The organism is Aquirufa aurantiipilula, from assembly GCF_019923745.1.
GTDB lineage: Bacteria > Bacteroidota > Bacteroidia > Cytophagales > Spirosomataceae > Aquirufa > Aquirufa aurantiipilula.
Genome location: NZ_JAANOG010000002.1, coordinates 111,823 through 126,169, shown reverse-complemented (window position 1 = coordinate 126,169; position 14,347 = coordinate 111,823). Strand labels below are relative to the sequence as shown.

The following is a 14,347-nucleotide window of genomic DNA, read 5'->3' as shown; positions in this document are numbered from 1 at the left end:
ATTTTCCTTCATTAAAATGCTACCTGTAATCCTAACATGTATATCGTAGGCTTAGGGTAGTTGTGCCAAATCATACCTTGTGAGAACGCTGAGTTTCCTCCACCTTGGTTGGTTGGAGTAACTTCAGGATCGCCAACAATCGGATCTTTTACTAAAAGGAAGAAGTTTTGAGCAGTTGCATATACTCTCAAACGACTCAAATTCAATTTGCTAACCACGTTGCTTGGTACATTATAGCCCAACATCAAGTTTCTGCCACGCAAGAATGAACCATCTTTGATCCACCAAGTATCCACGTTGGTCACATAACCAGCACGCGTATCACGGATTTCAGCAATCATGGTGTTTTGATTAGTTGGAGTCCAAGCATTTAACACTGATGTATAACTATTGGCTAAAGCTTGACGGTCTTCACTTGGGTGAAGGTTCATCAACATAACTTCATTTCCGTAGTTAAACTGCATTTCAAGGGTTAAATCAAAGCTCTTGTACTTGAAGGAATTGGAAATAGCTCCCCAGAAATCTGGACTACCATTTCCAATGATGGAACGGTCTGCATCCGTAATAGCACGGTCGCCGTTGAAGTCCTTATACTTGATATCGCCTGGTAAAATCTTAAGACCATTTCGGTAAGAAGTCCATTTTGCAGCCTCCTCAGCTTCTGCTGTTCCCCAAATACCCAGACGAGTTAAACCCCAGAACGAACCTACCGGCTCACCAACACGAATGATGTTGGTTGGGTTTGTAAAGTTAGGTCCTCCCACATTGAAAATATCCGATGGAGTGGCTAATGTCAACACTTTGTTACGGTTGAATGAAATATTGAATTGGGTATTCCATTGAAAATCCTTCGATTTGATATTCGTCGAATTAATCGAAAATTCAAATCCTTTATTTTCCATTGAACCCACGTTTCTACGAATGGTCGCATAACCTGAAGTTTGAGGTACTGGCGCATCCAATAACATGTCTGTAGTCAAACGATAATAGTAATCCGCCTCAATGTTAACGCGACCTCCCCATAACCCTAATTCAATACCAAAATCAGTTTGAGCTGTTTTCTCCCACTTCAAATCGGGGTTAGCTAACCTAGAAATACCCGTTCCTGAAACACGACCATCATTGTAAACCGCTGAGTAGTTTGAGCTCAATAAAGAAAGTGATGAGTATGCTGGAATTTCAGAGTTACCAGTTAAACCATAACTAGTTCTAACTTTTAAATTAGAAATGGTCGCATTACCTTTCAAGAAATCCTCTTCAGAAACTCTCCAAGCCAAAGCTCCAGATGGGAAAATCGCAAATTTGTAATTCTCTCCAAACTTAGAGGAACCATCGGCACGAGCAGTCACTGTGGCTAAATACTTATTCTTGAACGTATAATTTACACGACCAAAATACGAGTTAAATGCAAATTTTGAAGCTCCTGAACCTACAGTTGGGTTAACAGCACCCGCACCTAAGTTATTGAATCCAAAATAATCCGTAGCAAATCCATTCACACTCGCTCCAATATTAAAGAAGTCAGTTTGTTGCCAAGAAATACCTAATAAAGCATTAATGGAGTGATTTTCATTGAAATCCTTAGTATAGGTTAAGAAGTTCTCCAATGACCAAAACGTTTCTGTTTGGTTGGTTGCTGAAGCATTTCCTTGACCACCAATGTTCAATGTTCTCGTCTGAGATTGGTTGTTTTCTTGAGTCATGATATTGGCTCCCAAGATGGTTTTCATCTCCAAACCTTTCATTAAGGTGATGTTAGAATACACACTTCCTGTAGTCGTTTGTGTATTTAAAATGTACTTACGACCCATCAAACGGTGAACAGAACTCATGGTTCCTTCAGCAAAAGGGAAATCACGGTTATTCGCGTAGGTTCCATCAGCATATTTCACAGGTAAGAAAGGAAAATCTTCTACAATCTGTCTTGAAACGGCATCATTGACATCTGATAGGTTTTCTGTTTGATTGTTGTATGCCAAGGTTCCCCCAACTTTCAACCACTTTTTGATTTGATCATCAATGGTGAATCGACCTGAATATCGCTTCAAATAGGTTGTTTTAATCAAACCTTGATCATCCCTGTAACCTAATGAGAAGGAATATTGAGTACGATCATTACCGCCACTGAATCCTAATTGATGGTTTTGGGATAATTTATTTTGAGTTGACTCCTCAAACCAATCTGTATCAAACAATGGATTTCCACTAGCATCAAATACACGTGGATCTGTTCTTCTCAATTTAGGATTCAGGTAGGCCCATCTTCCTGCAGCCCATCCGGCAGGGTCATATTTCGCCATATTGGCCCAGGCTAAATCTTCAACTGCCATATATTGCTTGGCATTCAAAACTTGTGGCTTATTGGGACCTGCTACATTGACGCTAAAGTCTGCATTGTAAGTTACACTTCCTTCACCTGATTTACCTTTTTTAGTGGTCACCAAGATTACACCATTGGCTCCTCTTGCTCCATAAATAGCTGTAGAAGAAGCATCTTTCAAGACTTCAACCGAGACAATATCATTGGGATTTAGGTAATCAATAGCTGAACTAAACTGGTTCATGGTTCCTTGAGGTAGCATAACTCCATCAACTACATACAAAGGATTATTGGAAGAGTTAATGGAACTAAATCCACGGACACGAACGGTAGTACGCCCACCTGGACGACCTGAGTTAGTACTAACTTGTACACCGGCCATTCTACCAGAGAGAGCCTGGTTTAATGAAGTAGCAGGACGCTCTAATAATTGATCCGTTTTAATGGAACTTACAGACCCTGTTAAATCTGATTTCTTTTGGGTACCATAACCAATAACAACAATCTCATCCAAATATTTATTATCTGGTTTTAAATTGATATTAATAGTGGATTGATTACCAACGGCAATTTCCTGCTGGATATATCCTATGGCTGAAAATACCAAAACCGATCTAGAATCGGCTACCACAATCTTGTAACTACCATTAGCATCTGTCATGACACCCTTGGTTGTTCCTTTGACCATAACGTTGACACCTGGGATTCCAGCGTTCGTCTCATCAGTCACTTTACCGGTAACAGAGATATCTGCAACCTTGATCAATTTAGTTTCTTTTAGCCCTCCTACCCTTTCTGCTAGGGCGGCCTGCGCTGGCATCATACTAAAGCAAGTAAGTGCAAGGCCCCATATAGGAAACGCAGCTTTCAGGCTCATTTGTCGATACGACATGAGTATTTTTTTTTGCATAGTTTGACCATTTTACTGGTTTTTATAGGATTAGTTAATGGCCAATGATATTAATCAAATCCTATTATTCCTAAAAAAAATTATTAAATGTACATTAAGTTTGTAATGAAAAGTTTAAATTTTACGTCAATAAAAATTCATTATTTGCACTATTTTTCAGCGTTGATTTAGTTAACGGTTTGACATATACGTAACGTGAATATGTATACTTGTTAAAAAAATTTAATTTATTGGTCTAGTTTTTTAATTACCACATTGATATTCGTGAGAATTGGATCTATTCTACAATGAGGAAATTTAAAATGAGTAGATTCTCAATAGAAAATACTTGATAAGGAAATACAAATTCAATCCTGATAATACCGCATGGGTATTGGTCAATTAATGATATATTTGGATAAACTAAGCCATTATGAAAAAAAATCAAGACCGTCGAACCTTCCTGAAAAACACAGGATTAATTACAGCAGCTTCTGCATTTCCATACATTTGGACCAATTCAGAAAAGCATTCTTCATTTATCCCGACCAAAAAAGCGGGAGATAAAGTCAATTTAGCCTGTATAGGAATCGGGAATCAAGGAGGTTCCGATGTAATGTCCTTTCATAAAACGGGTTTAGCCAATTTTGTGGCATTCTGTGATGTGGATATGGGTGCACCTCAAACTTTGGAAGTACTGCAAAAATTCCCAGATGTACCAAGATTCCAAGACTTCCGAACTATGTTCGATAAGATGGGCAATCAAATTGATGCAGTTGCCATTGGAGTTCCCGATCATGCCCATTTTGCCATTACCATGATGGCCCTAGGATTAGGGAAGCATGTGTATGTGGAGAAACCGATGGCTAGAACATTCAATGAGATTGAATTGATGATGAAAGCAGCCAAAAAGCATTCCAAAGTGGTGACGCAGATGGGTAACCAAGGACACTCCGAAGCTAATTATTTCCAATTTAAAGCTTACAAAGATGCCGGTATCATCAAGGATGTTACTGCCATCACGGCGCATATGAACTCTGCTCGCAGATGGCATGGATGGAATACCCAAATTAAGAGCTTTCCTCCTGCAGAAGCCATCCCAAGTACCTTAGATTGGGATATCTGGATGGGCGTTACACAACCACACGATTACAACAAAGATTTTGTCAATGGTCAATGGAGATGCTGGTTTGATTATGGATTAGGAGCTTTGGGTGACTGGGGTGCACATATTATAGATACTGCTCACCAATTTTTAGATTTGGGATTACCTACAGAAATCAATATGTTGAGGGCTGATGGACATAATCCTTATTTCTACCCTCAATCTTCTACGATTTTATTTAAATTTCCTGAAAGAGGTAACATGCCACCAGTAGATATTACTTGGTATGATGGGGTTAATAATATCCCACCGGTACCTCAAGGGTATGGCGTTACAGAATTAGATCCTAATATACCTCCAGCTAGTAATGGAAAGATACAACCTGCTAAATTGAATCCAGGTAAAATCATTTATTCCAAAGACTTGACTTTCAAAGGGGGATCTCATGGTAGTACCTTGTCCATTATCCCACCAGAACAAGCCAAGGATATGGCATCTAAATTACCAGAAGTACCTAAAAGCCCTTCTAACCATTATGCTAATTTCTTGAAAGCCTGCATGGGACAAGAGGAAACTCGTTCACCATTTGCCATTGCAGGGCCTTTAAGTCAGGTATTCTCCTTGGGATGTATGGCACAGAAATTAAATACCAAATTGATTTTTGATCCTAAAACCAAACAGATTACCAACAACACATTGGCCAATTCATTATTGAAAGGCGCCGCTCCAAGAAAAGGTTGGGAGCAGTATTATAAGGTTTAGTATTTAAGGATTAGGGATTAGTTATTAGGAGGTAGTTATATAGTAGAAATGCCTGAGTATCAATTCGCATTCTAATAACTAACCCCTAATAACTAACAACTATTTATATACATTTTCCAAATAAACCACCTCGCCTTTCTCGTCAAAATCAATCAGGTTATACCAAATAATCAGTGGCGCTGGTTTATTAACTTTAATCCATTTAGAAGGAATATTATAATAAGGCCCTTCAATTTTTAAAGTATCCATAGCCCGAGAATTAGGTCCCAAAAGCATTTTCCCAAATCGAATTGGGTCCTCCAAACGGATACAACCATGACTGAAAAATCGTTTAGATGAAGAAAATAGTTTCTTTTCTGAGGTATCGTGTAAGTACAATCGATAAGGGTTTTCAAAGGGTATTTTTAAGATTCCCAAGGTATTCCAAACACCGGTTTTTTGTCGGAAAGTATATGGAAAATAATTCTTACTTAAAGCTTTCCAATTCACGGTTTTTGCATCTACAAGCTGATTATTCCGATCTAAAAGATCTAAATGACTGGCATAAAAATACCGTAGGTTCTTTTGTATCTCAGGCAACAATTCTTCCGTGGCAATACTCCGAGGAACATACCAATTTGGGTTGATAATGATATTTTTAATTTGGGCAGTCAATACCCGAGTAGGTCGAGCAGGCCTACCAACAACCACTTTCATTCGTAAGGCAATCTGATTACCCTGATAAACTTTCAATTGGGCGGCAGGGATATTGACCACGCTAACTACTTTATTTTTTCGAATGTGATGTAACCATCGATAATGGTTGATCGACAAGGTCAATTGAGCCAATTTTGATGGATTCATGACACTATCTTGCTTTGACTGAAGTATTGTCAATAAGGTTTTAACTTCAAAGGAAGATTCATTTAGATATTTAACTAAATTTACAACTGATTGCTTTTCCAAATACGAATGAAGTAATTGACCAATCTCATTCTTCCGTAATTCACATACATAACCTTGAAACTTAAATGAAGGACGTGGATTCCCGAAAGTGAGATCTTCAAAAAAAGACTGAGCCAAATATTGAATTTTCTTTTCTAAGCTAATGGAATCTATGGATTGTCTGGACTTAGCTGGTATTAATAATAAAGAATCTAGAAAACCATGTGGATAAAAATCTGCTTTTAATGCCATGCTAGGTGCTTGATGCAACAGACTGTCCAAACTTTTGATGGCATGGGGTCTACTTAGCCAACGATACTCTGTTTGAGCCTTAAGCCCAGACGACAATAAGATGAATATCCAAAATAAACAAAATCGAGTTCGATATAAGCACATACAGGAGTGTCATTAATCCATAACAACCTTCCAATATACGCCTTTCTGAACTACAAATTACCTTTAATGGGTAAATGAGTAAACTCCTTTTTATCCAATGGATAATTTTTACAAAATCCCATGAAGTTTTATATACTGCAAAAGCATGATGGTTTTAGCATCTTTAATTTCCCCTGATTGAATCATCACTAAAGCTTGTTGGATGGGAATTTCCACCACTTCTATATTTTCTTGCTCATGTTCCACTCCACCCCCATTACTCACTTTCATAGATTTAGAATAAGCCGCTATAAAGAAATACAAGATCTCGGTCACGGAACCTGGCGACATATAAGCTTCAAATACTTTTTGTATTTCAGTAATTTTGTAGCCTGTTTCCTCCTCAGTTTCCCGACGTATACAATCCTCTGGATTATCTTGATCCAATAAACCTGCACAAGCTTCAATCATCATGCCATCTTTGTTTCCATTGATGTAAGTCGGTAAGCGAAATTGCTTAGTTAAAATAACGGTACCTGATTCCTTATTATACAATAAAATTGTAGCCCCATTCCCTCGATCATATGCCTCCCTTTGATGTATTTGTACTGTGCCATCAGCCTGCTTATACTCATAAGTGATTTTACGCAATATGTACCAATTATCAGACAGAATATCGCTTTTTGTAATTTTAATTTCCGCCATTCGATTTACGTTTTTGTTGAATCAAAAATTTAGGTATTTCATTGGAGAAATCATCCAAGAATGGCAGAAATATGATGAATGGAAAATAAAAACTTGATCAAACTACCCAATAACACGGACCTAAAATAATTTGATATCTTGTATATATACTAGTAGTATAAAATAAAACCACCTCGTAGAACAAGGCGGTTTTATAACCTTCAACCATTATTAAAAATGTATCCTCCTTGTAAAAGAGAGAATTCAATTATAATTATTCTTAAATAAAAGGAGGCAGGACCTATTCCTTGACCTCCTTATTCAATTTCAAATGCTTTAAACTGAAACCCCACCAATCTTTACCCCCCGCTAGCCTATCCTAGCAGGTAAGGTAAAAATGGAATTATAGAGAAACAGTATAAAACACAATCATATAGAGGGTAGCGTTAAAAGGGCTCAAAATCGTCGAAGGATGACAATAATTCAAAAATCTTATTTCATTAATTTATTATATCCTATAATCTCTATCTTTTTAGTAGATTAATATACGAATGTAAGGCGAAAATCGGATTTTCAAAAAAAAGATTAAAAAAAATGAAAGCTTCTGAAAAATGAATTTTGAATATCTAGAAATACCCAAGAAGTAACAAAGATTTAAAATCAATGTTGGTTACCTCAAAAGCCACTTTTAAAGATTTGTTTAAGTAAAAATCAATTTTGCGCTTGCGATGACAAGACCAAGGGCTAAAAGATAACGAAGCGTCGGAACATTGAATTTTTGACTTCCATAATATGACCCAAGCAGTCCTCCTAGAACGGTTGCCGCTACGGCCCATTGAAAATGTTCGGTCACTTGAATTCCACCCTTTTGAATTTGTCCAAATAAACCAGAAAGTGAATTAACAAAAATGAATAAGGCCGATACAGCTGCTGTTTGTTTTAATGTAGCCCAGCGCATCAAAAGCATCAAGGGACTTAACACTATACCTCCCCCAATTCCAATCATTCCAGATAATAGACCAATAGCTCCTCCAGAAATTAGACCTGAAGTAATAGAAATAGGTCTGATTTCTTCTTTTTCTTGACGAAATTGAAAGACTAATCTAAAAATGGAAATCAGAATACATAAAGCCAAAATCTTCTTATAAATCGAATCAGAAAGAGTCATTGTTCCACCTAAATAAGCCAAAGGCACAGATGCCAAGGCGAAAGGCCAAAATAATTTGAGTCTAAAATGACCTGCACGATAGAAACCAATGAATGAAAAGAGTGATACGGCTAAATTCATCACTAAAGCTGATGGTTTCATGATGGCTGGAGCTACCCCCATCATGGCCATAACGGCTAAATATCCACTGGCCCCACCATGCCCTACCGATGAATAAAGAAATGCGATTATTGCCAAGAATAGTAATAAAACGACCAGTGAACTCATGACGACTGTAACTAAAACTAAAGGGATGATAAAATGCCTAATTGAGGCTTCAAAAATGCGTTATTTGATACAATTTAGTATTTTTTAATGAAATTTAACAGTCAAGATTGCGTTAGATAGGAAATTTTAAAACTATAAAAAACAATGAAACTCTCTAATCAACTCTCAGCACTTTTAATCGTTTCTGCCTTGTTTGTTTCCTGTAAAAATGATGATCTCACCAATGGCACAGGAAAGCTTGCCCTCAGTGTCACAGATGCACCTATTGATGCCGCAAATGTCAAAGCCGTTTATGTTACCTTCACAGGTTTAGAATACCAAAATAGTGGAGGTTCTTGGGAAACGGCTACCGATTTTACAGGCCCACAAGTAGTTAATATTCTTGACTTACAAAATGGAAAAACTTCACTTTTAGGAAATTACACTTTAAAATCAGGTAACTACACTGGTTTACGCTTCAAATTAGATGCTCCTACTAAGGGAACTAATAATCCTTCCAATCCAGGATGTTATGTTGAACTAATCACTGGCGAAAAAATGCCCTTATTTGTACCAAGTGGTGCTTCATCAGGATATAAGGCAAACGGAAACTTCTCTGTACCCATCAATGGGGTAGTTGAAGTTACGGCCGACTTCGACTTGAGAAAATCCATTGTGGTTACAGGTTCAGGAAGTACCTACATTTTAAATCCAACTATTAAAATTGCTGTAAATAATCAATCTGGAACAATTTCAGGATTAGTGAGCAATTTGGCAACGGACAAAAAATATGTGGTTTACACCTATGAAAAAGACAAATATACTGCCAGTGAAAGTGCTGAACCAACCGGTGAAAATGTACGTTTCGCGAATGCCATTTCAAGTAGCAAGGTAAGTTCAACAGGAGCCTATACTTTAGCTTTTTTAGCCGCAGGGAGTTATGATTTAATTGTTGTCTCTGAAACTGCTACTGGCTTAGTAACCGTAGAAAAGCAAATTAGCGCCATTGTAGTGCAAAGTCAGAAAACAACGTCTTTGAATATAGCACTGTAAATCAAAATTTAAGCACAAAAAAAATCCCCGGAAAGACCGGGGATTTTTAAGCAATCATTTATCATTTTATTTGTAAGTCGAGACCTTTACTGGCCCTAACAATCCCGATTCCTCGGTTGGACTATTCGGACGAATTAAAGGGAAAGAAGTAAAGGTTATTTTATTTACTCCTGGCTGAGCATCACCTACCAAGCGATTTACCCAAGAGTTGATAACTTTTATTTCAATCGTATTTTTACCCATTTTTAATGGAGAGGTGATATCTACCACAAATGGCTTTTTCCATAAAGTCGCCACCTTGTTTCCATTAACATACACCTCCGCTAAATTTTTTACATCCCCTAAATCGAGATGAATACTTTCCCCTCGAGCGATACTTAGCAATTCATACTTATTGCTATAGGTCGCCACTCCCGAGAAATATTTAACCCCCTCATTTTCATGTTTATTCAATGGCATCAAGGTATTCAATGTAATTTCAACAGGTGCACTTCTATCCTTTTGGAATTGAACTTTCCAAGGTCCATCTATCGCTTGAGTTTTTACCACTTGCGGTTTGTCTATATCAACCTTTAATGCCATAGCCTTTCCTTCGAAAACCACAAAATAGGCATCCCATGGGCTAAAATCTAATTTCAATGTAGTTCTACCGCCTTTGATCTCATATCCTACTTTAGTCACTTCTCCTGTTTCTGGGTTCCAAATAGATGGAACTTTTCCAGTTACACGGAAGGACACTTGAGCTGAATTAGCCCCTTCAGATCGACTATTCAACCAATATATTTGCTTGTCAGCCAATGACCTATGAACAAATAATATCTCCGCCTTTTGCTGGCTGATTTGAACATCCTCCTGTATCTGTAAATTAGCTAGTACTTCTTTCAGATTCTTACCAAAATGCACATTAGGTAATTTTTTCAATTGAGCCAATTGACCTGCAAACTCTTGTTCATTATCGACCAAACTAGGTGTATATTCTGGAGCTTGCCCCGCCACCGGAACACCAGACTTGGCCAACTGCAAAATACGATTCAACACCGATAATGTCATTTGCTTGGCAGTTGGATCTAATACCAAAACTGCATATTGTCCCCCGTTTGGATTCGTTAGTTTCTTATTGCTCGAAGAAATAACATTTTTTAGAGCAGTTGCATTGACGAAGTCATACTCATAACCTGAAGGAATGGTAGGTAAAGATTGGGTAAAGTTGGAGGTAATGTTCGTATTCTCTCCATAGTAATACAGAATATCCGCTACAAACTTGCCTTGCTGTAACAGGTAAGAACTTCTACCCAAATAATCTCCCCAAACCCTTGCCTGATCTGCCCACGTCTCTTGTCGAGTAAACCATTGTCCAAAGGGCCCTAATGTAAACCCAGGAAATAGATTATCTAAAGGTTGATGAACGGAGGTATGTATCACAAATCGATTCAAACCGGATGCCATTTCCACATCAGCTGTCCTTTTTAAAGTGCCAGGATGCGGTTTAAAAGGATTCCCCACCGTGGTCATGGATTCTGCTGCCACAATATTCTGACCATAAATATGAGCTACGGATGCTGACTCACGGATATCAGCTCTACTCCTAATTTCTTCATCTGCTCCTGGTACTAATGCTCCTGGTTGCCACATAGCCGACATAGGAATATCTGCTTTCTTTTTCACATCCATACCATCGGCTAAAAAGATACGACCCGTTTCATGGGATTCCGTATATCGCTTCATACCTCGCTGTGCCAAAATCTCTCCAATCAATTCGTAATGATTCTCCACAATCATCTCTCCTATCGTCTTTCTAAAATCCCATAAAAACTTCTCACTGGATTTTAAATCTTGAACAATTTGACCCACTAAGACTGGCAACCAAGGCTTTAAATCATAACCACGCTTGGTTTTAAATACATCAAACATCGCAGGTGTCCAAGTCATGTGGCCCGCTTCATAACTATCTAAAACCATGTGCGTCAAGCCCTGCTTACCCATGAGGTCTGCACCTGTGGCATCTTTGTATTGGTCTAGGTAATTATTTAAATATCTGCTAACAGCTTCTCTGTCTATTTTATCTACTTCCAAACCAGTAGCTTCTGGAGAGGCAGGATGATTCTTTTTCCCAGTCAAGGAATACCCAAATCGATAAATTATCCAATCACCTGCAGGGGCATTCCAAGAGATGGAACCATCTGTTTTCATTTGACTCGTTAAATCAATGACTTGATTCGTATTGGGTCCTGAGGGATTATAAGTTGATAAACCAGGTGTCTCTACCCAAGGTTGAAAACCAGCCTTTCCTTCAAACAAATGAACCTTAGGACTAGAATGAATAACAAATTCCGACACTTGAGTACCCTTAGGAGTATTGTCTTGACTTCCTCCAAACATAGCCATCATATTAGGTGCAGGTGGCAATGTTTTATAAACCAAACGTACATATTTTGCCTTAACTGGACTAAATGACAAGGTAGTTTGGGCAGTAATAGTACCCGGTATAGCTACAATTTGTTTGAAGGTTATTCCATCAGTACTGTATTGAACAAAGCGATTTTCTGGCCCGCCTCTAAAAACAGCTAACTCTCCATAGCCTTCATTTGCAACAGTTACAGCAGCAATTTCCTGTAATTCTGAAAACTCGTATTGTATCCAAGTTTCTTCTCCTACATTTTTTGGTGGTAACATACCAAAATTATGTAAATCACCATCGGTTAATTGAGCTAATGTAAAAACGCCTCCACTACTGGTTAACTTTGCATTCATGCTACCCATCGCTTTATCTTGATTGGATATGGGGTAGGCAATCACTGCAAAATCTTGATAATATTCAGGCACGACGGGTGCTGGGCCAGGTGCTGGACCTCCAAATCCTCCTGCTTCCACTGGTGTATTTTGCATAGGTCCAGTAACACTTGATGGAGCAGGTATCTTGCCACTAAATGGTTTTCCTCCACTAATTCTAGTCTCTGACCACACATATTTTTTCATGGCATCAGAAGGTTTCACCCAAGGTCCACCCGTAACACTCCAACCTGGTGAGCCAGCTATGGCCATTTCTAAATTCTTTTTCTTGGCTAAATCTGCGGTGAATTTAAAGGCATCTTTCCAGCCAGGATTCATAAAACTTAGCTTATCTTTCACCACAACAGGTGTCATTAAACTAGCATCAAAGTTCTGAAAGCCACCTATTCCCGTTTTTTCCATCCACTCCAAATCCTTCTGAATACCTTCTTTAGTAATGTTACCATTCATCCAATGCCACCAAACTCGTGGTTTAGCCGCATTGGGTGGGGTTTTAAACTCTGACTTCAATGCGTCTTGAGCTTGCAATCCGAAGCTAAGTAATAATGGACTTATAAAGGCTAGTAAATGCCGTGAGTTAACCATGAATAATTCAGTTTTGTAGGGGCAAAATACCAAAGCATTTTGAGCTAACTATCATTGTCCATCCTAGGGCAAGCCCACATAATCAACCATTTGGCATCATTTAGGCATTTTCAAAGAAAAAAAACATCCTGATTCAAGGAAAAATTGAGCTCATTTTACTTTTGGATACTGAATTCATCATGTACTTTTCCATCAGATCCCAGCCACTGACCCACTAGTTTTTTACCCTCGATATCTAAGATGAGCGAACCTCCTAAAGCCACCGTAGAAAATGCTGAAGATTTCAATGGAAAACTGGCTTGACTTTTCCCCAATTGGCCGCCCGATCCAGCCACGATATAAATAGTTCCTTGCCCTTTGGATTGATCCACCACATAATGATTGGGTCTACTGGCTCTAGCAAATATGTGTTTTCTTGGATCAAAACTATCATTCGTCCCTAGATGAGCACGAATTGGCATGGTTCTTTCATATGAATGACTATGCCCTGCCAAAACCAAGTCCACCCGATACCGGTCAAATATGGGTACTATTTGTTGGCGCACTTTAGTCATTTCTTCATCCGTATCTGTATCATGTGATCCTTTTGAATATGGCGGCTCATGAAAATAAACAATGGTCCAAGGTAATTTATTGGCCGCTAAATCTCTTTTGAGCCACTGGGCTTGTTGGCCCGTGCTATCTATGATACTTGTACCATCTTCTGATGTCTCTTCGGAATTAACTGAAACAACATGCACATTTCCTATATTAAACGAATAATAGGCTTCCGTACCTGATCTAAGTCCTCCAGCTTCCCCATTTTTAGGCATCGTAAAATTTTCAAAATAAGCCAGTTTTTTAGAATCGGGATTGTCCTTATAATCGTGATTACCCGGATTAGGCCATAATTTGGTATTCGGGAAAAAATCTTCTTGGTAAACCTCAAATACATTTTTTTGATATTCCACATCTTTACCGCTTCCATAAGCATTATCTCCCAACCAAATCCAGGCATCTATGGGTTTATGCTTGACAAAATTTTTGACTGCATCTCGCACTAAATATTGATTTTTTGAACCTGTTCCAAAGTCTCCTAATGCCCATATCCGAATGGCTTGTTGGCTACCTGGTTTTGGTAATGTCTTTACAAATTGATTTGGTACTATATTAGGACTTGCGATAGAATAAAAATACGTCTGGTTGGGAAGTAGTCCTTTTATGTTAAGTTCATGTTCCGTGGTCAAACGTGCCTCGTAAACAGAATTGGCATTTTTAGGTAATTCTTTACTGTAAAATACCCTACTATCCGTGGGTATATCTGTTCTCCAACGAATCACTCCTGAAGTGCTAGTAAAGTTCTGTAAATATGGCCCTCGAACGATTTTTGCTTGTTGAGCCCATGCTGGAATAACTCCTAGAATGAATAGGAATAAAAGATGTTTCATAGAATAGGTTTACATGAAT

8 protein-coding genes are annotated in these 14,347 nt (G+C 38.3%); 2 read left to right on the top strand and 6 right to left on the bottom strand.

The window, feature by feature from the left end; all coding sequences use genetic code 11:
• Window positions 1-11: 11 nt before the first annotated feature.
• Entirely contained in the window at window positions 12-3,230 is a 3,219-nt protein-coding gene (locus G9H60_RS02495) for a SusC/RagA family TonB-linked outer membrane protein (RefSeq protein WP_394369768.1), read from the bottom strand.
• Between the two features lie 412 nt (window positions 3,231-3,642).
• On the opposite strand from G9H60_RS02495, the gene G9H60_RS02490 reads away from it, so the two are divergent.
• Entirely contained in the window at window positions 3,643-5,076 is a 1,434-nt protein-coding gene (locus G9H60_RS02490; protein WP_223142538.1) for a Gfo/Idh/MocA family oxidoreductase, read from the top strand.
• 99 nt (window positions 5,077-5,175) lie between these two features.
• On the opposite strand, the gene G9H60_RS02485 is transcribed toward G9H60_RS02490, so the two are convergent.
• From G9H60_RS02485 to G9H60_RS02475, 3 genes are all read right to left on the bottom strand, one after another.
• Complete coding sequence (locus G9H60_RS02485; protein WP_223142537.1) at window positions 5,176-6,396, bottom strand: L,D-transpeptidase family protein; 1,221 nt, start codon at window positions 6,394-6,396, stop codon at window positions 5,176-5,178.
• Between the two features lie 108 nt (window positions 6,397-6,504).
• Entirely contained in the window at window positions 6,505-7,080 is a 576-nt protein-coding gene (gene nudK, locus G9H60_RS02480) for a GDP-mannose pyrophosphatase NudK (RefSeq protein ID WP_223142536.1), read from the bottom strand.
• A 679-nt stretch (window positions 7,081-7,759) separates the two neighbouring features.
• Window positions 7,760-8,494, bottom strand: coding sequence for a sulfite exporter TauE/SafE family protein (locus tag G9H60_RS02475; protein ID WP_223142535.1), 735 nt, complete (start codon window positions 8,492-8,494; stop codon window positions 7,760-7,762).
• A gap of 144 nt (window positions 8,495-8,638) precedes the next feature.
• On the opposite strand from G9H60_RS02475, the gene G9H60_RS02470 reads away from it, so the two are divergent.
• On the top strand, window positions 8,639-9,526 hold the full coding sequence (locus G9H60_RS02470; protein WP_223142534.1) for a DUF4382 domain-containing protein: 888 nt from the start codon (window positions 8,639-8,641) through the stop codon (window positions 9,524-9,526).
• 66 nt (window positions 9,527-9,592) lie between these two features.
• Here G9H60_RS02470 and G9H60_RS02465 read toward each other — a convergent pair whose 3' ends face one another.
• Window positions 9,593-12,901, bottom strand: coding sequence for a glycosyl hydrolase (locus G9H60_RS02465; RefSeq protein ID WP_223142533.1), 3,309 nt, complete (start codon window positions 12,899-12,901; stop codon window positions 9,593-9,595).
• Window positions 12,902-13,056: 155 nt separating this feature from the next.
• Window positions 13,057-14,328 carry a purple acid phosphatase family protein gene (locus tag G9H60_RS02460; protein WP_223142532.1) on the bottom strand — a complete coding sequence of 424 codons (1,272 nt, stop codon included), beginning with the start codon at window positions 14,326-14,328 and terminating at the stop codon, window positions 13,057-13,059.
• Window positions 14,329-14,347: the final 19 nt, after the last annotated feature.